General features: G+C 42.8%; 22 protein-coding genes. 6 read left to right on the top strand and 16 right to left on the bottom strand.

All coding sequences use genetic code 11. From position 1 onward, the window contains the following. The first annotated feature begins 90 nt into the window (after positions 1–90). The 4 genes from CRO54_RS13125 to CRO54_RS13110 all read left to right on the top strand — a co-directional run bounded on the left by CRO54_RS13125 (position 91) and on the right by CRO54_RS13110 (position 4,877). Entirely contained in the window at positions 91–1,833 is a 1,743-nt protein-coding gene (locus tag CRO54_RS13125; RefSeq protein WP_171047908.1) for an AAA family ATPase, read from the top strand. Beyond that, on the top strand, positions 1,826–2,716 hold the full coding sequence (locus tag CRO54_RS13120) for an HNH endonuclease family protein (protein WP_097132535.1): 891 nt from the start codon (positions 1,826–1,828) through the stop codon (positions 2,714–2,716). Before CRO54_RS13125 ends, CRO54_RS13120 begins: the two co-directional genes overlap by 8 nt. Before the next feature lie 209 nt (positions 2,717–2,925). Next, on the top strand, positions 2,926–4,563 hold the full coding sequence (locus CRO54_RS13115) for a hypothetical protein (protein ID WP_138765827.1): 1,638 nt from the start codon (positions 2,926–2,928) through the stop codon (positions 4,561–4,563). A 101-nt stretch (positions 4,564–4,664) separates the two neighbouring features. Continuing rightward, positions 4,665–4,877 (top strand): hypothetical protein, encoded by a 213-nt coding sequence (locus CRO54_RS13110; RefSeq protein ID WP_097132533.1) that lies wholly within the window; start codon positions 4,665–4,667, stop codon positions 4,875–4,877. Between the two features lie 114 nt (positions 4,878–4,991). Here CRO54_RS13110 and CRO54_RS13105 read toward each other — a convergent pair whose 3' ends face one another. The 3 genes from CRO54_RS13105 to dinB form a co-directional block, all read right to left on the bottom strand. Then, the gene (locus CRO54_RS13105; protein WP_097132532.1) at positions 4,992–6,626 is read right to left on the bottom strand and encodes a recombinase family protein; all 1,635 of its coding nucleotides are present in this window, start codon (positions 6,624–6,626) and stop codon (positions 4,992–4,994) included. Positions 6,627–6,896: 270 nt separating this feature from the next. Then, on the bottom strand, positions 6,897–9,950 hold the full coding sequence (locus CRO54_RS13100) for a DNA polymerase III subunit alpha (protein WP_097132531.1): 3,054 nt from the start codon (positions 9,948–9,950) through the stop codon (positions 6,897–6,899). Between the two features lies 1 nt (position 9,951). Beyond that, positions 9,952–11,109, bottom strand: coding sequence for a DNA polymerase IV (gene dinB / locus CRO54_RS13095; RefSeq protein WP_171047932.1), 1,158 nt, complete (start codon positions 11,107–11,109; stop codon positions 9,952–9,954). A gap of 92 nt (positions 11,110–11,201) precedes the next feature. Between dinB and CRO54_RS13090 the strand changes: the two genes are divergently transcribed. Together CRO54_RS13090 and CRO54_RS13085 are read left to right on the top strand one after the other, a co-directional pair. Further along, on the top strand, positions 11,202–11,462 hold the full coding sequence (locus CRO54_RS13090; RefSeq protein WP_171047907.1) for a helix-turn-helix domain-containing protein: 261 nt from the start codon (positions 11,202–11,204) through the stop codon (positions 11,460–11,462). 48 nt (positions 11,463–11,510) lie between these two features. Next, a complete protein-coding gene (locus CRO54_RS13085) occupies positions 11,511–12,197 on the top strand; it encodes an SOS response-associated peptidase family protein (protein ID WP_097132528.1) in 687 nt (228 codons plus the stop codon). A gap of 36 nt (positions 12,198–12,233) precedes the next feature. On the opposite strand, the gene CRO54_RS13080 is transcribed toward CRO54_RS13085, so the two are convergent. From CRO54_RS13080 to mobC, 13 genes are all read right to left on the bottom strand, one after another. Continuing rightward, positions 12,234–13,013 (bottom strand): outer membrane beta-barrel protein, encoded by a 780-nt coding sequence (locus CRO54_RS13080; RefSeq protein WP_097132527.1) that lies wholly within the window; start codon positions 13,011–13,013, stop codon positions 12,234–12,236. Positions 13,014–13,278: 265 nt separating this feature from the next. After that, the gene (locus CRO54_RS13075; protein WP_097132526.1) at positions 13,279–14,067 is read right to left on the bottom strand and encodes a PRTRC system ThiF family protein; all 789 of its coding nucleotides are present in this window, start codon (positions 14,065–14,067) and stop codon (positions 13,279–13,281) included. After that, positions 14,064–14,774: a PRTRC system protein B gene (locus CRO54_RS13070; protein WP_097133091.1), complete on the bottom strand. Its 711-nt coding sequence runs from the start codon at positions 14,772–14,774 to the stop codon at positions 14,064–14,066. Before CRO54_RS13070 ends, CRO54_RS13075 begins: the two co-directional genes overlap by 4 nt. A gap of 5 nt (positions 14,775–14,779) precedes the next feature. After that, complete coding sequence (locus CRO54_RS13065) at positions 14,780–15,946, bottom strand: hypothetical protein (protein WP_097132525.1); 1,167 nt, start codon at positions 15,944–15,946, stop codon at positions 14,780–14,782. 16 nt (positions 15,947–15,962) lie between these two features. Beyond that, positions 15,963–16,181 carry a PRTRC system protein C gene (locus CRO54_RS13060; protein WP_097132524.1) on the bottom strand — a complete coding sequence of 73 codons (219 nt, stop codon included), beginning with the start codon at positions 16,179–16,181 and terminating at the stop codon, positions 15,963–15,965. Between the two features lie 11 nt (positions 16,182–16,192). Further along, on the bottom strand, positions 16,193–16,798 hold the full coding sequence (locus CRO54_RS13055) for a PRTRC system protein E (RefSeq protein WP_097132523.1): 606 nt from the start codon (positions 16,796–16,798) through the stop codon (positions 16,193–16,195). Next, positions 16,785–17,144, bottom strand: a complete 360-nt coding sequence (locus CRO54_RS13050) for a hypothetical protein (protein WP_097132522.1) — start codon at positions 17,142–17,144, stop codon at positions 16,785–16,787. Before CRO54_RS13050 ends, CRO54_RS13055 begins: the two co-directional genes overlap by 14 nt. Beyond that, positions 17,131–17,337, bottom strand: coding sequence for a 3-isopropylmalate dehydratase (locus tag CRO54_RS13045; protein WP_097132521.1), 207 nt, complete (start codon positions 17,335–17,337; stop codon positions 17,131–17,133). The genes CRO54_RS13050 and CRO54_RS13045 overlap by 14 nt, the downstream gene beginning before the upstream one ends. After that, positions 17,334–17,723, bottom strand: coding sequence for a hypothetical protein (locus tag CRO54_RS13040; RefSeq protein WP_097132520.1), 390 nt, complete (start codon positions 17,721–17,723; stop codon positions 17,334–17,336). The genes CRO54_RS13045 and CRO54_RS13040 overlap by 4 nt, the downstream gene beginning before the upstream one ends. Then, the gene (locus CRO54_RS13035; protein ID WP_097132519.1) at positions 17,720–18,148 is read right to left on the bottom strand and encodes a hypothetical protein; all 429 of its coding nucleotides are present in this window, start codon (positions 18,146–18,148) and stop codon (positions 17,720–17,722) included. The genes CRO54_RS13040 and CRO54_RS13035 overlap by 4 nt, the downstream gene beginning before the upstream one ends. Positions 18,149–18,161: 13 nt before the next feature. After that, positions 18,162–18,638, bottom strand: a complete 477-nt coding sequence (locus CRO54_RS13030) for a hypothetical protein (RefSeq protein WP_097132518.1) — start codon at positions 18,636–18,638, stop codon at positions 18,162–18,164. Between the two features lie 222 nt (positions 18,639–18,860). Then, on the bottom strand, positions 18,861–19,904 hold the full coding sequence (locus CRO54_RS13025; protein ID WP_097132517.1) for a DUF932 domain-containing protein: 1,044 nt from the start codon (positions 19,902–19,904) through the stop codon (positions 18,861–18,863). Positions 19,905–20,262: 358 nt separating this feature from the next. Beyond that, on the bottom strand, positions 20,263–22,245 hold the full coding sequence (mobC, locus tag CRO54_RS13015; protein WP_097132515.1) for a conjugal transfer protein MobC: 1,983 nt from the start codon (positions 22,243–22,245) through the stop codon (positions 20,263–20,265). Between the last annotated feature and the right edge of the window lie 7 nt (positions 22,246–22,252).

Raw genomic sequence — 22,252 nt, 5'->3', positions numbered from 1 at the left:
CTCTCATTCCAAATATTACCATCTGGATATCATTGAATTTTCCAGATACTTTTGGTGCTGAAGCTTTGCTTTATTAAAAATTTAATGTTTATGACTGTCTCAGAAATCAGTGAGGAAATATATCAATTCTTGGAAAGTATCCGTGGTAACCAGGCCGAGAATGCTGCACATCCATTTCTATATACCCTTCGCAGGTCTAATCTTAACAAGCGTCTTGATGAACGGCTCTGGTTTCATGGCACACAAAAATACATTGTACTCTCATTCTGGCTAGGTACAGATTGGAAAAATAAGACACCAAATATTATTTTCAGCATTTACGGTGATGGAAGAACCTATCTCACCTTTACAAGTAAGGATAGCAGTGCAAAGTCTTTATTCTTTCAGCGCTATCTAGTCTCTCAACTTGGGGCTACCTCAGATGGAACTGACCAGTGGACAAAGGCCTATTCCCATGATGGCTACTTGGAATCTTTGCAATGGTTTATCGAAAATGATAAGCTACTGATAGATAGTATACTTAAAGAACAGATAAAGAGTTTTTCATTTGAGGACAACACGAATAGAATTGATTTCATCAGCAAAGGTCAATTTGAAAAATGGCATAACAATATTCTAAAATATAGAGAAAAGCAAGGTGTACGTATATTAAACTATAGCTTAGACTCTTTTCGTATTCAACACTACACACCAATTAATGATGCCTCCTTTGGCAATATTCCCGCTAATACACAATTTATATTTTTGGTTGGTGATAATGGCTGTGGGAAGTCTTCTTTGCTCAAATCCATGTCGATACTTCTAGGCAACCGCCATTTTGAGAATGATTATTTGTCACCAAGTAATAGTCCATGGCTAATTGATGCCATTGCTAGACTTGCAGGTACACGCAAGAGCATTAAGATAAATCAATTTGAGCCGAAGGACAGAAAATTGGCAAGGGTTCCATTCGCCGCTTATGGTCCTTCAAGACTCATGGTTCATAAATCAGATATAAGAAAAAAGGAAAATGAGCTCGGCCGGGACAGAACGCACGCTCTTTGGAGTATTTTTTATCCCGATGGCTTGCTCATTGATTTCAACAGATGGATTCAAAATGAACAAAGTAGGGTTAACAACCACAAATCTAAACTTATGATGAGCGATATTGAGCTACGTTATGATAATATCAAGCAGCTTTTAGTTGAACTCATTCCAGGTATTTATGATATCAGAAATATTCCCTTCGAGGGCTCTCCATATAAAGATGTATTCTATTTCGAAGAAGATCTTTATGGGGTTAGGAAGGAACTTCCGTTAAGATTTGAACAGCTTTCCTCTGGCATCAGATCACTAGTAGCAATGCTTGGAGACATGATGGTTCGCTTATTTGAACAGCAACCCGAAAAAATTGATCCCTCAGAGCTGGAGGGTTTCGTTATTATCGACGAAATAGATTTGCACCTCCATCCCAAATGGCAAAAGAAACTGCCAGCGTTACTAGCGAATAAATTTCCAGCAGTTCAATTTATAGTCAGCACGCATAGTCCGATACCTCTATTAGGCGTTCCCGAGAACTCCGCGATTTATCACCTAGCAAGAGACCCCGAGACTGGAGTAAAAGTGAAGTCGCTAAATTATATCGATGTGAAAAATCTTTTGCCCAATACGATTTTAACCTCCGCCATCTTCGGTATGGATTCCCTTGGCTCTATACAAAACACTAACCCAGAGGACATCAATGTTGACGACGACATGGGTGATACGGATTTTTTTAATCTACTTGACAAGAAGCTGGAAGAGATAGAGCAAAAAGAAGAATTGTTCAACAAAAAATATTTCAACAATGCGTAGCGTTAACAAGAATTTTAACAATCCGCCCGCCTCACTAAGCCCCAACAATCTCGATGAGGTAATCGATAGAACAAACCCCCTTCATAGAAAGCGGATATTACAAGCAACTTATGGAAATGTAACAGTTGTTAATGCCTTAAAACGTCTGTATAGGAATAAATGCGCTTATTGTGATTGTTATGATGATGAGCCGGAAGTTGAACACTACCGTCCAAAAAAAGGTGTTACCGGTCAGCCGGGACATGACGGTTACTACTGGTTATGTTATGAATGGAGCAATTTATTGCCAGCCTGTCACGACTGTAACAAGACAAGGTCTAAAGGGAACCATTTTCCAGTAGTGAACAATAGCTATCAAACTCTCCCTGTTATATCAGCAGGGGTAATAGACTTGAGCCACAACAGGCTCGATTCTCACACGCTATCCCAACTAGAGGTGCCCTTACTCCTGAATCCTGAATTTCCGGGATTTGATCCTTTCCATTATTTTAAAATAAGCAATCATGGGCAGATGGCACCCAATCCACATGCCGTATTATTGAATCAACAAAAGGCTGAAACAACCATTAGCAAGATTAGGCTTAACAGGGATAAGCTATCACTAGTATTTCGTAAACGTGAAATCCGTTATTTTATGAAGAGATTAAAAGGCATTTTAATAAAATATCTAGATGGACGATTTACTACGACACTTTACGAAGAAGCTTTTATTGAACTGTTAAGAGAAATTCAGGACAGATCAACTCTTACCGATACCAGTGAACATTGGTTCTTTTGGAATTATTTCAATCGTAATTTTAAGGTATTCATAACTCGTAACTTTAACGGTAGAACAGCTGTTGGCCTCTGTAATACTTATGATGCAATCATTGCTCTTGTGTAGTCAATTTTATTTTTCCTCCTGCAATTAGTAATAGGGCTTTGAGTTAAATTAAGGTTTCTTGTGACTTGATTTTTTGAATACATTGCTAAACCTATGAATTGAATATTTTTTATTTATCTGATTTAAAGATTGTTATGTTGTTTTGAATTTTAAATCAAAAAAACGATATTGTCGGAATTAAGGGAAGAAATATAATTAATAAGGGCAGTGTGACAAAAACAAGATCTGTAAGCGTCCAGGAAATCTATACTGATTTCATGTATGAGCTTCTTCAAGAAAAACTTTATCAATCAGGTGGAGAACTAAAAAAGGCGCTTGTAGATAAATTTAATATCAGTGAAGACAATGCACGTCAAATCATTAGCCGCGCAGCGAGTACCTACGCCATTAAGTCTTCAAAGCCTTATACTTTCGGACATGGACAATTTATCTATCTACTTCCCGATAAGGATATAGACATTAACCAGGTACGCCGAATATGCTATAGCGAGCGTCCACCGATCTATCGTCTTTTAACACATATGATTAAGCACGGTGGAATTGTCTCATTTTACGATGCAATGAAAATTACCGCCTCTCCAGATGAGGAGAGCTCGACCAAAGTTTCGACACTTTCTGATATAGTGAAAGTGCTCGTAAAACTAAATTTGGTATATGAGGAAAGGGATGAAAATGGCATTAATTATATCCTAGTTAAAGATGAATTAGAGGAAGAAGATAGAAGAAAATTGGCAAAACCTTTAATGACTTCTTATTACAATAAGATGGTGGTCGATAGTAGCCTCATACCTGATGTACTGAGGTGGTTGTCACATTCAAACCTTATTTCAACTATTTCGCCCATTTACCGAAATAAAAAGACACCATCCTATGGTGCCAAACACAACAACCTTTTATGGGATGCATACAGCTATAGTAAAACTACCGGTATCAATGCCGTTCGTGCAGTAAAGGCTTTGACTTCGGAGACACAAACCTTGGTCGTATTAGATGTCGTGTTGTCTGATGAATATAGTCAACTTGAGCTTGATGGCTTTTACAACCGTGTACAAATCAACATAAATTCGGTCAAATTAACTGGTCGAAAAATTATGCCTATTATTATTTACAAGACCTGTTCACAGGAGGTGTTAAATAAGACCAGAGCTCTTGGTTTCCTGTCATTCGATATAGCCTCGATATTTGGCACCCGCATATATGATATTCTTTCCAAGCTTGATGAAATCAATGAGCTCTTACTTGAGAATGAAGACGTAGAAAAGTCCGTGCGAAAGATTTTGCGGATTATTCGCCAATCAGGACAGGAAGAGGCATTACGTGATCTCAAGGGAGTACTCTTTGAAACACTGATGTACCCAGTTCTCAAACAGATGTTTCCAAATGCATCGATAGAGCGCGGCAAGCTATGGAGTATTGAAAGCGAATCGAAAAAGGAAACTTACCAATATGACTATATTTTTGACGCTAGCCAGCCTGATGAAATCGTGGTTGTTGAGTTAAGAGGCTATAATTCAAATGTATTCGTGTCTTTAGGTGATAAGGATAAGAAAGGCAGCCTCAAGTGGTTCTATGAACACAAACTTCCCTTCGTAGAACAGTTCTATAAAGATAAAATCAGTCAAGGCAAAAAATTGAGAGGATTGTACATCACAAGCGCTTCATTTTGGGACGATGGAAGAGCCTACATTGCAAAGCTGAATAAAGGGGTGCATAAACCCCTTAAGACTGAGATTGCCTATGAACGACATGAGCTTTTATCCATGCTTCGAGCCAATGATTTTAAGAGCGAAGCTAAAATCATTGACTCTTATTACATCGGAAATAGCGAGATCGAAGATGAAGAATAATTAGAAGTTAGATTGATTTCTTTGTTATTTCATAGTGGAAGTTAGCTACTCTTGCATCCAACTAAATAATTCATTAAATTAGTTATCAAATCTTGCAAATTATGGAAACTCTCGACAATAGCAATCTTGAGGATAACAAAGCTCCAAAGCAAAATCTCGAAATCGCAACAAAAAAAAGAAAAGCAAGACCGGCGAAACCTGAAAAAATTTACAAGGTTATAGTTGTATACAGTGAAATTACAGAAGAAGAAGCTAGAATAAAACGGGGTATAATAGAAGACATCATCAAAGGCCGTTACCTTAAAAACCCCTAATAAACTTTTTATCTTTTTCTCAACTAGGATTTCTTTGCAGCCCACAGACTTGCATCTAGTTTCTCGATTAGGCTAGCATTTGTAACGTTATCAATGCTTGATCCTCCTTGTGTTTCACACTCCACACAACTTTTCTGAAGCATAATCATTACATATACTGTTACTCCCATTTTCAAGCCTTGGGATTGCATTGATGATCAACGACTTAAGAACAACTGGCTCACGGTTAAGCCTTACGACAATGTTAAAACTCATCTTTTTTTGGGTTTCTTGCGTCAACAAATCCATGAGGTTGTGTTGACTTGTTTTCAAAGTAGTGGGAAGGTATGCAAGTGCTATATCAATAGTGTCTTTACCAACAATTATGTGTTGCGTAATTGTTTCTGTAATGCCTCTTTTTTGGGAAAATTCAAGCTCACTCCAATCTGTATAAAGCGATTTTACCCCATTTAGCACGTAGTCACTAGAGTTCATTTGTATCCTCATATAGTCTATTTCAGCCTGTAGCTCGGGGATACTTCTGTTGAGCTGTTTTACTTGTTCGTCCAAAGGATAATACCGTGCTTTATAATGTTCACTGCTCATCCCGTCGTTCAATTTTAAATCTACTAGTTCATCCATTCGTTTGAGCAGTGCATCACGATTTTTCATTGTTGTGTTTAGTAAGTCCGCCTTGTTATGGATTTCAGTACTAAGTTCCGCGATGAAAATTTCAGGTTTAATGCCTTCAATATATTGATTTAGGTTTTCCTGGAAAAAACCATAAAGGGCTTCCTGGTTGATGTCATTTTTACATGAAGAACACTTGTATTTTCTTGATCTGGAACCATGAACATACATAGGTTTTCCACATGAACATTTTACTATGCCACCCAAAAGACTGTATGAAAACCTTCCGTTTTTATTTCTGCTATTTCTCTGTTTCTCTAGTATTGCATTACAGCTTTCCCATACTTCTTCATCGACGATTGCAGGGCAAGGAACTTCTACCCATTGATCCTCCGGTTTTAATTCCCAACTTTTATTTTCACCAGTGCTTTTTGTATAATTGGCTAATCTTATCCCTTTTGCAGTTGTATCACGTAGAAGCCTATCAACTGTCGTGTCGGTGAATTTTGCTCCTTTGCGTGTACGATGTCCAAGTTCGTTCAATCTGTTTGCAGTTGTTCTTTTTCTCCGGCACTCTAAAAAGATTTCGTACATAAGTTTCCTTACTGGCGCTTCATTTTCATCAAGGACGAATTGTTTGTTATCCCACTTATATCCAAAGGCACCAGCTCCCCCAGTACATTTACCCATTTCCGCACGAATTGGAACAGATGCTGAAACTCTGGCAGAAATTTCTTCACGTTCCCACTGAGCCATTGCTGAAATTATCGTGAAAAACAGTGTGCCTGCGGGTGTACTTGTATCAATCTGTTCTGCTAAAGAGATCAGATCCGCCTTTTGAGTTTTAAAAATATCCGCAAGTTCTAAAAGCTCTTTGGTATTGCGCGCTAGGCGAGCCAACTTAGAGAAGACCAGACCTGAGATTCTTCCAGTTCGAACATCTCTTAGCATCCTTTGCGTTTCGGGATGATCCATTACGGTCTTGCCTGATATGGCATCCAAGCGATAGACTTCTACAGCCTCCCAATCTTTTGATTTAATATAATACTGCGCACGTTGTTCGTGGTGTTCAGGACTTTCATCTTTAACCTGAAATTCCGTCGATACACGTATCCAAATGCCTACTTTCTTCCTTTCCATCTGCACAAAATTTTGATTGATAAATGTTGTGGGATATATCAAAATCAAACATATTTAAAATGTAAAACACTAAAAATAATCATGACCCAATCCCGGTATTTTACTCATACAAAGATACGGAAAATCAGGCAAAAAAGCTAATTTTTTATGGTCTAAATACTTGTAAATTAAGCGTGAACAGAGAGAAAAGGTGCGGGATTCGATCCTTTGTTTTCAGCTTATTTCACAATTCGTAGAACCATTTTCCTTACGTCAGCAATATGGTTTGGATTAAGCTACATTTATGTAACGAGGTAATCCAATTTCATGTTCCTGTGGATAAGGTTCACGATTGGTCATACTCACATCTTCGTTAAGGTTCCTTTGTGTTTCATGTCGCCTCTCATCTGAAACTGCGTAACGTGGATCATCAATGAAGGGCAATTTCTCCATACGGGATATGGTTACTGTGGGAAAATGATGATCCACTTCTACGATCCCTTTCATGAGATAACATCCACCTCCCTGGAACGGGTACTTTGCCAAGCTATCTGCAAAATGTGCGGTGTCAAAATAGTCGCCGTTAGCATCGATCCAAGTACCAAAGAACATATCGCCCCGTTTTGTCGGGACGTGTTTACGTGAGATCAGATAAGCGATCATCCTCACTTCCTCTTTATAGTGCTGCAATAGATCTGCTGCCATTACATCCCCCCGTTGCTTTGTTCTCAATAGATCAAACGGAGTATGTGTTACCGGAAAGGAAAGCAGTTCAATTTCATCGAATGCATCTTCATAAACGGAGCGTTCGAGTTTGGGCAGCACGAAATCCTTTACCGGTTCCTGGAAAAGCTTTGGTGCCCAATTCTGAGGCTTATAATTGACCAGGATCAACCTGGCTTTGATCAGTAGTTCGTTCTTACTTTTGCCAGTGAAGCGGAAAGCACCGATAAAAATCAAGGTCTGTATTGTTTCGATACCGATCGGAACACGGTCGATGAAGTCTTCCAAAGATTTATAATTACCGTTACGCTGTCTTTCAACGACAATATTTTGAGCAATTCCTGCTGGAAGACTTTTCAAATGGGCAAATCCGAGATAAATGTTCTTTCCGTAGATAGTAGCCAGTACATCACTTTTATTGACGCATGGATTATGGATTATACCGCCTGCCATTCTAGCTTCGTGGACATAGACTTCTGGTCGGTAGAAGCCACCACCATTGTTAACAGCCGCCACCATGAAATCAATGGGATAGTTCATTTTCAAATAAAGGCTCTGATAACTCTCAACGGCATAGGATGCAGAATGTGCTTTACAAAATGAATAACCAGCGAAACTTTGTATCTGGCGGTATATTTCTTCACTCAGTTTTTTAGGATGTCCCATGGCCAAGCATGAAGCAAAAAAATTATCCTTCACTCTCTGCATCGCTTCCGGCGAACGTCCCTTGCCACTCATAGCCCGGCGCAGAATGTCACCATCTGCTGCCGATAACCCACCGTAATGGATTGCAATCTTGATCACGTCTTCCTGATAGACCATAATCCCATACGTCTCGGATAAATGTTCCCTGAGTACCTCGTGAAGGTATTCGAACTGGTCTGGAAAATTGTGCCGGAATATATACTCGCGCATCATTCCCGATTCGGCAACCCCCGGGCGGATAATTGAGGAAGCCGCTACAAGCGTGCGGTAATCTTTGCATTTCAGCCTTCGTAAAATTCCCCGCATCGCAGGACTTTCAATGTAAAAGCAACCAATCGTCTTACCTATGGCAAGCTGCTCGTTGCACTCGGGATTATCGGTTGTGAGATCGGTATTCCGGATGTCCACTTTTACCCCATGGTTCCGCTCGATAATCTGTACCGCTTCCTCAATGGTTCCAAGCCCGCGCTGACTTAAAATGTCAAACTTGTCAAACCCTATGTCTTCAGCTACGTGCATATCAAATTGGACAATAGGAAAGCCTTTCGGTGGCATTTCCAAAATGGAATAATTCGTTATCGGCTCCTCGGAGATCAAAATTCCGCACGAGTGCATGCTGCGCTGGTTCGGAAACTTTTCCAGAAGCATTCCATATTTGTACACCAAACTCACAATCTCCCCGGAGTTAGCTTGTGGAACTTTTCCCTTCGACAGTTCATCAAGTTCCCCTTTCGGAAGTCCAAAGACTTTACCTACTTCCCGGATGATCGATCGGTACTTGAATTCTACATTGGTGCCACAAAATGCGACATGTTCGCTACCGTACCTCTCGAAAATATATGTTAGGATAGTGTCACGTTCCTTCCAAGACCAATCGATATCAAAATCCGGTGGACTTTTTCTGTGCGAGTTTAGGAACCGCTCAAAGTACAGGTTTAGATCAATCGGACAAACGTCAGTAATCCCCAGGCAATAACTGATAATACTGTTGGCACCGCTTCCGCGTCCCACGTGCATGAAGCCCTGGGAATTACTATAACGTATGATGTCCCAGGTAATGAGAAAGTAACCTGCAAACTCCAATTCTTCAATTACCTTTAGTTCGGTTTTGATCCGATTTAGTGCTTCCTGTGGATGATGGGGGTAACGTATACTTAATCCATCGTAAGCAAGTTCGGTCAGCATATTTATATCACCTTCTTTGGTTCCAGTGAAAGTACGCTTGTTACGTGGCACATGGAACTGGAAATCAAAATTGCACTGTTCCAGCACATGAGAAGTATTTGCGATTATTTCCGGATAATGCTGAAAATGCTTTAACAATTCATCCTGTCCGATCATGCAATCATCCTTACTGCAAATGTCCTCTTCGCTTTGCTTTGAAAGAATAACATTTCTGTCGATTGCCCGCAGAATACGGTGTAGGTTATACTCGCGCTTCGTGCGGAAAGTAACCGGATGCAAAATGACCATTTTCGGCATCAACTCACGCAGTTCCTTTCGATAAAGCAAATTAAGCTGTGTGGCCCGGATGCCTATAAATTCATTGTCAAGTAAATGTTCAATGACCTGTAACGGGTAGATGACGACTACCTCCCTGAATTCTGGTGCCCTGTCGGGTATTGGTTGCCCATTGAAATTATGCTCCGTTAGAAATCTGTTCATTTCTCCAACGCCTTCCTGGGATTTGGCAAGTCCAATAAATTTTAATTTTCCATCTTCACGGAACTCAACGCCGATGATCGGTTTTATCCCAGCGTTCCTACAAAGCTTGGTAAAATCGTATACGCCCGCAATAGCGTTGATATCCGTCAATGCAAGTGCTGATACACCATTTTCTTTTGCCATGCTGACAAGCTCAGCTGTGGGTATGGTTCCGTATCTCAAGCTATGATATGAATGACAGTTGAGATACATACTAGAGTTTTTTGTTCATGAAACTTGCTCCGGCACATCGCGCAACTGCATCTTTACCAAATCTATCCCTAATCTTGTCCATAGCCTGATAAATCGCCAGTTCTTTATGTTCATCTTTGAAAAGATCTGGTTGATAGACACCGTGGACCAATCCGCCAAATTGTACTCCGATCAATCGTAACCTCATCCTGCGATCATAAAGCTGATCAAAAAGAGAATGCACCGTGGTAGTGAGCGAATGGTCGGACGAGGTATAGGCCACATGCTTCTGTCTGGTGTGCGTATCGAAATTCGCATAGCGAACTTTGATTGTCACGACCGATGTAAGCCATTTTTCCCTTCTGAGATCATAGCAAAGCTGCTCTACCATTCCCACCATTAGCGCCTTTAAACGTGGAATATCGATCGTGTCCTGGTGAAAAGTATGTTCTTTCGAAAGTGACTTCCTATCCCTGTATGGTTGTACGGGAGACAGATCAATACCATTTGCTTTATTGGAAAGATCAATACCATTTTTGCCTATAAATTGCTGCAACAACTCGATAGGCATTTCCGCCAATGTCTTAATAGTTCGTACCCCGATCCTGGACAATAGGTTTGAAGTTGTATGTCCGATCCCCGGAATTTTCCCAACTAAAAGTGGGTTCAAAAACTGACGCACATTATTTTCAGCCACTTCCAGGTTTCCGTATGGTTTACCTACTCCCGTAGCAATCTTTGAGACGGTTTTGTTGACCGAAAGCGCAAAACTCAAAGGCAGTCCCGTTTCCCTGATCACTTTTGCTGCCAATTCGTTGGTCCATTTGTAGGTACCGAAAAAACGGTCCATCCCTGTCAAGTCCATATAAAATTCGTCGATACTTGCCTTCTCCAAAATTGGAACCATTTCTGCGAGGATCTGTGTAACCTCATGCGATTTTTTGGAATAAAATTCCATGTCCCCCTTTACAACAATCGCATGTGAACATTTCTGTAGTGCCAACTTCATCGGCATAGCGGAGCGAACACCAAACTTTCTAGCTTCGTAAGAACAGGATGCGACAACACCCCGATGCCCGCCACCCACGATCAGGGGTACTTCATTGAATTTAGGGTTGTTCAACCGTTCGCAGGACACGAAAAAGGTATCCAAATCTAAGTGCGCCACTGCTCTTCCCATCATCTTCAATTTTATTGTTGATTACTTTTTCAACAAAATTAGTTTGAAAATTAATCACAAGCTGTATTTTTGTTGCTAATAATTTTAGCATTTTGAAATTTCTTGCTGATAATCTTCGCTATTTAAGAAAGGCTAAAAGCCTGTCACAGAAAGAATTTGGTGAGAAATTCAATCTGAACAGGCCTCGTTATGCCAAATACGAAGAAGGCGGAGCTGAACCACCATTGGAAATTTTGATGCAGATTGCTGCTTACTACCACATCAGTGTAGACCTTTTGATTTCTGCCGATCTGCGGGACGTTTCCCAAGAAGAAATCCAGCAACTTGAAAACATCATGTGCAAGTTCCGTTAACCTGGATTGCATCTGAAATTTTATTACCTTTCATAATAAAGGTTGATTATGTGTGGTAGAGTGATTACACCCTCGTCCGAGGAAATAAGAAAAAGCTATGGCCTTTCGGGGCCGGAGATAGATATAGTGATCAATGTCCCTCCAGCTGGTGCCAAAGTGCACTTGCCGATCTTCCGTTTCGGCAACGGCTTTGAGCAATTCTCCTGGCCGCTTATCCCTAAATGGGCAAAGACGGAAAACATTGGATTAAAAACCGCAAATGCGAGATTGGAAAAGGTCACCGATCCCGAAACGATGTGGTACAAGCTCAAGGATACCCAACCCTGCGCTATCTTTACCAAAGGTTTTTACGAGTGGCAACAAGTAGATCCAAAGAATCCAAAAACAAAAAAGATTCCCCATGTGATCCGCACCATCGAACCTTTAACGGTGATGGCCGGGTTTTGGGATGTTTGGCGAAATCCCGTTGATGGTATGTTACTGCACAGCTGTAGCATGATTACCATGGAAGGCAATGAACTGATGAAGGAAATCCATAATGTAGAGGGCGAAAAGAACGGCAGGATGCCCGCATTTCTGACATCGGAGACGATCGGTCTATGGACTGATCTGGACCTTCCTTATTCGGAACGTAGCAAATCGCTGATCCAGTACCCGTCGGAATTTCTGGTGGCAACTCCTATTTCGGATGTGACAGATCGGGCAGAGGTACTGAGTGTACTGAATGCATTTTGAAAAGAAGGCGCAGTAATTCCCACGCCTTCCAATCGATCAATAATTATCCCTGATCGTGCCATATTCTCTTCCCGATCCAAGTGAAATACGAATACCTCCACCGAAACTAGCCATCTTTATCCGCACCTTCTTTGGAGGTTCGTTGTTCTGGAGATTTTCGACGGTAAAGGAACCTCCATCGCCAAAAGGTGTCTGGTAATCACCATATAGAAACAGCCCTACATTCGGCATTATTTCTAGGTCAACCCTTGCTCCAAAAATCGCAGCCCAAGATTTTGCTCTATCGGAAGTGGTACCAAGTAAATCACGTTTGGCAGTTTGCGGTGCAGCGCCCGGAAGAGTTGGGTATGAAACTTTTGTCGTTTCACTAGCGACGTAGCTCGGAAATTCCTCAAATGTTATTCCGCCCTTTGCATAAAGTTCAATTCCCAACCTACCTTCCCCAACACGATAAGTTGGCCCCATTAGTATGCCAAGATACCCAAAACGTAAAGGTGAACTGTAAGAATTTGCAATGTTGACCTCAGTTATTGTCAAAGCAGTTGCTTGTCGAGAGAACAAACTGTCTGGAGCTTGATGTACATGTCTGGTGTATCGAACATCCAGACCAATGCCCAGATTACTTTCCATAAAGGTGTATGAAGCCGAAAAGCCGTAGGCATAACCATTCCTGGCATTACTTATCGTTTCATTCTTGTAATCTCCGAGTGGGTTGCTTGCGCCATAATATGCCCCGAAAGAAATCTGTGATCTGGCATCCATAGCCTGAACTGTTACTACTAAGAGCGTGCTAACCAAAATTCTAATTGTTTTCATGATCTAAAAATTAAGTGGAACCATCTATTGATTATCTGGGATAAATCAACCGGAGCCTAAAATTGTTACCCCTTGTATTCTTAGATCTCAGGACTTTTGTATCTCCGAAGCGGTCTTTTGCGACAGCCGCGAACCAACCGCAACCTTTGCAACTGGAAGTGTCGGAGACAGGTACATGTTGCGATGGTTGCAACCGCTTAAACGCAAAAAAGGCGGTTCGCCCGTCAGGGGAACTACCTTTTTTGCCGCCGGGAGCTCGCTCCCCTTAGACCTTTAACGCCTTTGCGCTGAACTCTTTTAGATTGAGAAAAAAACCACGGTTCTCGGTAAAGCCATTCCTGAACAAGTTCCATAGCAGTGAGCATCCCATCTGTGCCAGTGTCGAATTGATATACAGGTCCTGTTGCTGTAAGGCTTCGGATAGGGAGCAACTGGGTGTATTATCCGTTTCTTCGGACTTCCGTAACAGTTCGCCAAACTCCTCGGTCACAAATGGGAGGTTTTCCGTTGTCAGATATAGATCGGATTGGGGCTGTTCTATTTCGCCAACGGTGGAAAGGATTACCTGCCCTGTAAATCTACTGTTTCCAAAATCCATCCAATACCGTGGCTGGTTGCGGGTTTTATTATTCCTGACCATCCCCTTTAGTACATCGGCGATCTGGAACCGTGCTTCCACATTATCCACGCAGGAAATAAAGATGCCCCCACTTATATTTCCTAGACCGTTGTCAAATTTTCTGGTCTCGGCTTTCCATGCCGATCCCGTCCATCGGTTGATATTATTGATCAGTACCACCGATTTGGGAAGCCCCACCTGGCTAACTGCAAATCTCTGCCGTCCAAGATTTGACTCAGCAACGACATCATCGTCCCAAAGTCGTACCTGCAATCCGGGATGCCCAAGAGCCTTCATACAGTGATCCATTTCCGCCAATCCCGTCAGTACCTTTGATCCCGTACCGCCCGCACCGATGAGGTTAATCAATATCGGGTTGGTTGCATTGATCAATTCCATATCCATAAAATGGACTTTTGTTTTTTGTGTACTCATTGTATCAAATCTTTTATTGTCGTTCCTGTCCTCTTGAGCTGATCCATCGGGAATGTTCCCTGTCCATCGACAAGGTCTTCCCATAACATCACACAGTTGCCCTCAACTGGATTGTGTCCCTCCAAAAGATGGTTGAAATAGGAGTTGAAAAAGTATTCCTCCCAAGCCAGTGTGAACTGTTCAATGGTCAGACTCGTTCCGATTTCGACATCCACCGTTCCCATACATACGTTACCGCTCTGGTAAATGTTGAAGAACGGTGCATGATAAAGTTTTGTCCTTTCGTTCGGTCTGCGGTCGTTTCCCAAGGCATAAACGCTGAGACTTTCCCTGTCGGCACACCACAACATCGGTGGCACGGATGCCATTCCGTTTGGAATGCCGAGCAGATCACTGAAATACATCTTCCGTCTGGTCGATCTGGTAAACCAGATCACTTTGTTCTTGGAGGGATCAGTATAAAGTATATGCGTTCCCAATATTCCGCTAGTTTTTAGCATCCGATCCGCTTGCGATCCGACCTGCAAGGCTTTTACCAACTTCTGTGCTTCCCTTACGCTTAAGGGATGGGCGTTGATCGGACTGCCTTTGGCATCGATGTCGTAACTTTCCACGAACATTTCTGCATGCCTTCCCTTTCCCTTATAGAACAGAAGTGCCATCTTCGGCTGGTAGAATGCCGTAAGATCATCCGTTAAATCTTTCATATCCATCAATTTTTTGGTTCAATAATACATACCAGTTCTTCTATCAGATCGAACAATGTTCTTTCAAAATCCAGTTCGTTGCCCTCTATCTTCCTTCCATCAATAGGTACAAACACGGTCGGCTCCTGCATGCGTGCAAGTTCCTGTAGCTCCATATTGACATCGTTGAACAACTGGTCGAACAGATCACCCTCAGTAGATGCGCAGAAAGATAGGTACTGTTCCAGACGGACAATACTGTCTTGCCCATCGTCGTCTGTATCCGTATCATCGGTAATATTCCTAAAAATGGAAGCGGTGGGATGATCACGGTAGAGTCTCCAGAATTTTTCGGCAATCTCCAGATACTGCCGATCAAGATCATCGGCAGGGGAGAATTTCCTTAACCTAGTTTCGAACTGGGCAAGGTGATTCGGGTCTTGCAGTTCCAACTGTAAGATACTGCCCATTTCCATGACCTGATCCACTTGCGCTTCATACATGTAATCGGGATCACTGCCTTCGATGTCCTCCGAGAAATCACGTTCGCCAATCCATTCGTATGTACTATACAGATAGCTACCGTTGTCCGTATAAGAAGGTATGCCAACGATCCTGTACAGATAGGCGTAAACGGACAGCATCAGTTCGCATGATTTCTTCCGACAATCACTGTGCATCATTTCATATAGTGGCTGAATGGGAATATAGTACAGTACCATTCCAACACAGTACGTATCCTTGTGCGCAAAAAAGATGCTTTCCTGGTGTTCTACCAAGCGAATATCCCTGAAATCGGGCAAGGGACTTTCGCCCAATTGCCCCCTGACATCGGCAAGCTGATAGGCAATTTCGTAGGGGAATTCAAGGGATCGTGGGCTACTGGCTTTGATGCCATAATCCCTCTGCAATTGTGCTAGGGAACTTGAAAAGTCCCCTTTGGCATTCAACAACATCCTGCAACCTGTGATATATTCCGTCTCGATCAGCTTTGGTGCAAACCTACTTCTCAGGAAACCATCGGTAGCATTGAAATTGGCACGGACTTTTGTCTGTCCTTTCGGATTTCTCCTGCGTCTTTTGTCCTTTCCATCCAGACTGCGAACTTGCAAAGCTGTTGGTGCAGTTTGATCTGGTCTTCTTTCTGGGGCATAGCAATCGTACCCCTTTGCATCTGTCCTTCCATGTTCCATCGTATTTGACTTTTGTTTATCCCTTAGTTCCCATTACGCTCTCCAATCGGAATTCCACCTTATCCGCATTAAACTGTGGCGCAGAAATCTTCGCCGTCGCCAAGATCGGATATTCATTGGCGTAATAGTTGATCACCGACTGTTCGCTCCAAGTCGGATCTGGATCGGTCAAGCGGATTTCGTTCCCCTTGTCGTTGATGATAAATACCCTTTCGAGTGCTGTCGCTAGTAACATAATCGCTGATTTTAAAATTGTTCTTCCTCCATTTCATCAAAGTCTGCACCGGCTTCATCTGTCTGTTCATCCATTTCCTTTTCGGGTAAAGCACCTTGGGCAAAAAGATCGGGAGCGAATTTTTCACGCAGTTTAGACTTTCGTATGCGGAGGGTTTCGATATGTTCTTTGTCTACGTTTTCCAGATTGTTCAGAACTAGCCAAGCATCCTTCCATTTGCCCTCGCTGTCCAGTTCTTCCGCCTTTTTCATGGCATCGGTATACTTCTTGTCTTTTTTATCCTGCTCCTTTTTTTCGACGGAAACCTTATCCTTTCCCATAGCGGACTGTTTTTTCGCATTTTCCACCTGTTGCATGAAGTCATCCATTTTGCATAGCAGTTCCGATACCTGTTCCACTGGGTTTCTGAGGTCGTGCAGAAACGCTTCGTCCAATTTTTCTGCTGTTCCCCTAAAGATCATCGGCGGGATCATCTTTTTCGCATCATCCCTGCATTCATTGTTCCTAAGTAATGCCGACACGATCATATTACCATCATTGCCGTGCGATATGGTCAGGTGCAGATCGCCCGTAAATTCCATATCAGCCAGTTCCGTAAAAAAGTTAGTCGTTGCCATAATATTTTTTTTTGTCAATTACCCATCTGTCAATTGTCTCTTCTGGCAGTCCCTGCTCGATCAGGCTCTGCCGATACTGCTCGATTACCTCTTCAAACTCCCTTTTGCCTTCTTCCCCGACAAATAGTAGTTTACCGCTGATTCCATTCTTTTTTGCCAGAGTGATTTTTTTGACTAATTCCCTAGCATATCTCCGTATTCGGCTGTACTTTCTTGACGGCAGATTGTAGACACATCTTCTAAGTAGATCATCGTAAATCTGTTCGGCTGTATACTTGTCATTTCTAACGGCATCGACATACCTGTTATACAGGTATTCGGTAAATTCTCTTTCAATATTTTCCATCTTCTACTGATTTTAGTTTTTGTAATTTCCCGTGAAGGTCTTCCCAGTATTTCAGTCTCACAGCTCCGAAATTCTGTGGTCCTTCCTGCGCTACTGCCCTGCAAAAGTCTGCTTGCTCAATGGCACCTGCCAGATCTTCAATCTCGATTTCATCTCCGTTGAGGTCAACAACGATCAGTTCTTTTCCTTTCATTTGATTGTTTTTTCAATGAGTTGTCTTGATCTTCGTTTGTGCCATTCTGCATATCCGTGTGCGTCTTTTTTCCGCCCGCATACATAACCCTCCACAATCCAAGTGACCTTTGTCTTATGGATGTAAGGGGGATCACGGTAGGCATTATAATCCGTTCCGAGAATTTCCTCGTCCCTTCTGATCTTGGGTATCCTGATGAGGATCGCTCCTGAATCAAGGTCAAAAGATGTGGTTGAAATCAGCACTTTTCCCTCTCTGTCTACGACATGAAACCATTCAAAATCGCCGTCTTCCAGGATGATGCGGAACAATCCGTCAATAGAAAAACTACTATCCATCAGGACACGTTCCTCGTATTTTCTGTATTTGATGATACCTATGTTCATGGCTTTAAATTTTTATCAGTATTGTTGACTTCAACTATTTCATAGCACTCCTCAACTTCAAAAAGTGCAAGGGCAATAGCCCTGAACTTTTTATGGTTCTCTGTTTGGGCGGCGACCGCCAAGATGCAGTGTATGGTATATAGCCCCCTAAACCCAAGAAAAGCAAGTAGGCAGAACTGCCGATTGTTCCGTAACATCCCCCTTTTACTCTTGGCTACCACCTTGGCTACCTCACGTACGATCGACCGCCATTCATGATACATAATCACGGGATTGTTCCATCCTTCTAGCATTTCTTCTTCATTGTTAAGGAAATACGCTGCCACTTGTTCCATTTTTTCCATAATCAGCGGTTTCATTTCTGGAAAAAGGTCTAGGAGCAAACGTGCCCTTTGTTCATTGTTCAATTCATATATTGTTTTCATGATATTTTTTGTTTTAGTACATGTTATTACTTGCTTGGAATTCGAGCAGAATCTTATTCGCCTGATCCATGCTCTGGCAGTCAGCCAACTTCCTGACCAGTTCCTCGATACTATCGATTGGGATCAACGCAGAAAAATTCTGCTCGATGTAATGATCCTCTACCTTGGCAAGCACCCGATAGGGTTTTGTCATTCTCTCCCGCAACTTATTTGCCTGTCTTGCAAGCTCAATATCTCCAGTCCATCCGTACTGGCTGATCAGGCTTTGCATCCTGTTGAACCTGCCATATCTGCACAATCCAGATTTTCGCGTTCGTTTTTTGCGTGGCTTTCTGTACCGCAGATCATCAAGGAATAGTTCATAGGGATAGCCAGGATAATCCGTCCGCATCATTTCATAGGCAAACAGCGGTTGCTGTTTGTGCAAGCGTCTTGCCCTGCGCATCCTGCGGATGTTTTGCAATCGTTCGGAGGTGAATGGCTTTCCCATAGTCAAAGGATTTTCCTAATGCTTCTTACTCTTAGTTTTACGATGGCACTTTCTGGACATCCCTCACAGGCTGTTATCTGCCGTACGGCACCCTTACGACCTGATAGGGACACCACGGTCAGCCTAAATTTTCCATCGTCATGCTTGATCGTTGCCACATAAGTTATTGCTTCCATACTGTATGGTAATGAGGGCGACTGCTGAACAGCCGCCCAGGATTTATTAACTCCAATTGAAAATATCCGCTCCGCCCTTGGCGAAGTCCGTGCATAGATCGAATGCCTTCTGTGCCTTGGTCTGTGCCGTACCGCCCAAAATGATGTTCTTCACCTTTTCCTCATCATCCTTGAACTTGCGTACATTCTGGAAGTAACCAGTAACGGCATTGTAGGCACCGAACACCGTGCCCTTGGTCGTCTCCATCTGTTGGGTGTCGGACATCATTGCATAGGCAAATGCGTCCTCCACGGTATTGCGGAATATCGCTGACATATCCTCATCATTACCGCTATGGATCAACTTCAAGGTTTCCTTGTTGGGACACATTGCCAACTGGATCAACTTTTTCACCTGTTCATCTGTAATCTTTACGGTTGCCCATTGGTTGAAAATTCCTTCCAACTGTGTGCTTAGAGTGTTGGCAATGCCCATCACTTTGTGCACTTCCTTCAATCGGTCCTTTGCTCCAGAGGTATGTCGGATGCGTACCACATTCGACATATTGCGCAACGATGCGTTGAGGGTATTCTGGCATACGATACGGATGGGTGTAAATGCCGCCGTAATGCTTCCCGAACCGTCATGCGAGGTGGTCAGGAAGATATACTTTTCGGTCACATCATCCCCGTTCCCGACACGGATATAGTCAGGAAGTTTAGCGGTAATGAAGATACGTCCCCCGTTGCCCAACGCCCCTGCTGTTTCGTACATGATCCCTTCACCACCCCCAACGATGGCATCGAAGAATGCGAACGCTTCGGAGTTCTGTACGATCTGGTAATCCCTGCCGACACTACTCCCAAGTATTTCCTCCGTATCCGCACGATACGTGTAAAAACTGGAGTCCGATAGAATGCTGTTGCCGCTCGGAAGAATGTGCGTGTTCGGAAGTTTCCCTACCTCGTAATCCAGCCCCGCTAACCTGATCGCTTCGGCACTGGTGGGGTAGTGCTGTACGACCTGCCCCAAACCATGCCATGCCTTTTCCTTCACGCTGAAAAAGCTGTAATTACCTGTTTTGCTGTTTTTGCTCAAATTGTGTCCCATGACTTCAAATTTTGATTGTTAATGCACTGTTGCCCTTCCTTCCCCTGCCTTTTCCGCGAAATTTTCCCAAAAGAAAAAACAGAAAAAAAGAAAGCGAATGGTTCCGTGTGCAGGGCAAATGGGGGGCTATAAGTCCCCCTTGTGGGGTGGCGAAGCCATTATGCGCCCCCCATGCAGGCCTGTGCACGACCTTTGCTGCGCTTTTGTCTGTTTTTTTGGGGGAATTTCCAGTTGTCTTCCACGATCCTGGAGTCTAGCAGTAGTATAAGGTCATTACCAGTTCAGTGAGGGGCGAGCACAAAAAAAAGTCCTTCCAAAAAATCAGAAGGACCAGGGAAAAATCTCCATACCTAAACCGCTATTTCTGTATCACCAGATGTCGTTTAGCCGGGTCATTGAGCAAACGTTCCATTTCAGAATGGATAATGTTCTGGATATCCTGTTTTATCTGCATAAAATTGTTCAGTACCATGGTTCCATCTACCTTTCTTACCTCCGGTAGTTCCCGGTAGGAATCCTCTTCGGCCTTAAGTGCCTTGTGATCATTGACAATCTCACAATGGAAAAGTTTGAGATCTATCTTATCCGTTGGATTATCGGCGACCATTCCGACAAATTCACCGCTGCTGAGACTGGCTATCTTCGATGGTGGGATAGCACTATCCAACTGTTTGCTCTTGCTGATAGAAACATCCTGACGGTTAATGGAGTAACTTGTACGGTCCTGCATGATCTTTCCAAAACGTTCCGAAAGGGATTTTGCGGTATTTCCCACAACCTGACCGCTAATAATATTGCCGACGATGTTGACGATCACATCTGCCAACTCACGACCATAGTCTTTCACCAATTGGCTGAAATCCTGTATCCCCAGGCAAGTGGAAACCAGATTGCTTCGCGCTGTTGCGATCAGGGCATCAATGCCGCTGAGATAGATCGTCGGGAACTCGTCGAAGATCAGTGAGGATTTAAGTTTTCCCTTCTGGTTCACAAGTTTCACCAAGCGGTTGACGTATAGGGAAAGTACCGCACCATAGGTCTGGATCTTCTGTGGATTATTTCCCATACAGATAATCTTCGGATCGTCGGGATTATTCAGGTCCAGCGTAAAGTCGGACCCTGAAAGCACATAATATAGTTGGGGAGAAGCCAATCGCGCCATCGCCACCTTTGCCGATGCGATCTGTCCCTCCAGCTGTTCCATCACATCGTTGAGGTAGGCATTGACAAAGGGATTAACCAACACTTCGATCTCCTGCTCCGTCCTTAGCAAGGTAAAAAGGCTATCGTAATCCACCTGCATAAGTTCGATCACATGAGGCAGTGTACAGAACTGTCCGTTGTTATACTTGCGCAGGTACCAGATGATGGCAGTCAGGAAGTTGATTGGTGACTCGACAAAAAAATCCCCAGTTCGTTTTATCCACTCTTTGTTAAGACCTAAAAGAATAGTTCGAGCGCTTTCAGAAGCATCGGTAATATCGGTCATCGCCGAAGGATCAAGGGCATTACAGCGGTGGCTCCGATTGAGGTCGTCGAAATTGATATAGAAAAATTTTGGGACCTTTTTGTAAGCGGACTTGCTTTTCAGCCAAGTGTTATATGCGATCTTAGTAAGATCATCAAACTTGAAATCATACACAAACATCGTGAAGCCCTTCCTAATATGCTGGGTAATGATATGCCGGATAACGAAATAAGATTTTCCAGATCCAGGCGTTCCGCAAACGAGTATGGACCTAAAAACGTTTGTCAGATTAATCCAACTTTTACGCTTCTTTTTTTTCAGATAATAATATGCTGGAAGGTTGACCGAGTACTCGTTCTCCAGCAGTCTTTCCTCCTGTGGAAAGGTCTCATTTTCCTTGTTGAAAATGTCATCCCCGAACTTGTCCTTTATGATCCTGGTCAATAATGTTCCACCGGACAAAATCAGCAGGAAGCCACCAGTGGTCACTGATATGTAGACAATCGTAATGGAAGAATTTTCCATTGGCGAATAAAGGACGAGGGCACTTGAAAAGTAAATTACAAGGCCGCAGATAAGGTAGGAGAATGCCGTTTTGTAGCTTAACTTTTCATCCTTCTTTCCACGGACGCCCATCAGTGAGATCACAAGGAATACCAGGGCAATCAATTTGGATCGTAGGAACGAACCAAACAGTCCGGTGTTCCGGACATTTCCCATCAATCGATCGGTGAACTCCAGTGTCAATCCCCATTGTCTAAACGCTGCATAGCAGAAATAGTAAAAATGGAGCAGCAAAATGACCACAGCGATGAGCCTTGTCATATCAATGATCTTGCCCAGCGCCTGTTGGTTCTCAGAACTCTGTACCATAACATCT

The sequence above is a fragment of the Pedobacter xixiisoli genome, from assembly GCF_900215335.1.
In the GTDB taxonomy this organism is placed as follows: Bacteria; Bacteroidota; Bacteroidia; order Sphingobacteriales; family Sphingobacteriaceae; genus Pedobacter; species Pedobacter xixiisoli.
Note: the sequence above shows the minus strand (reverse complement) of the source record. Positions and strands in the feature narration are given on the sequence as shown.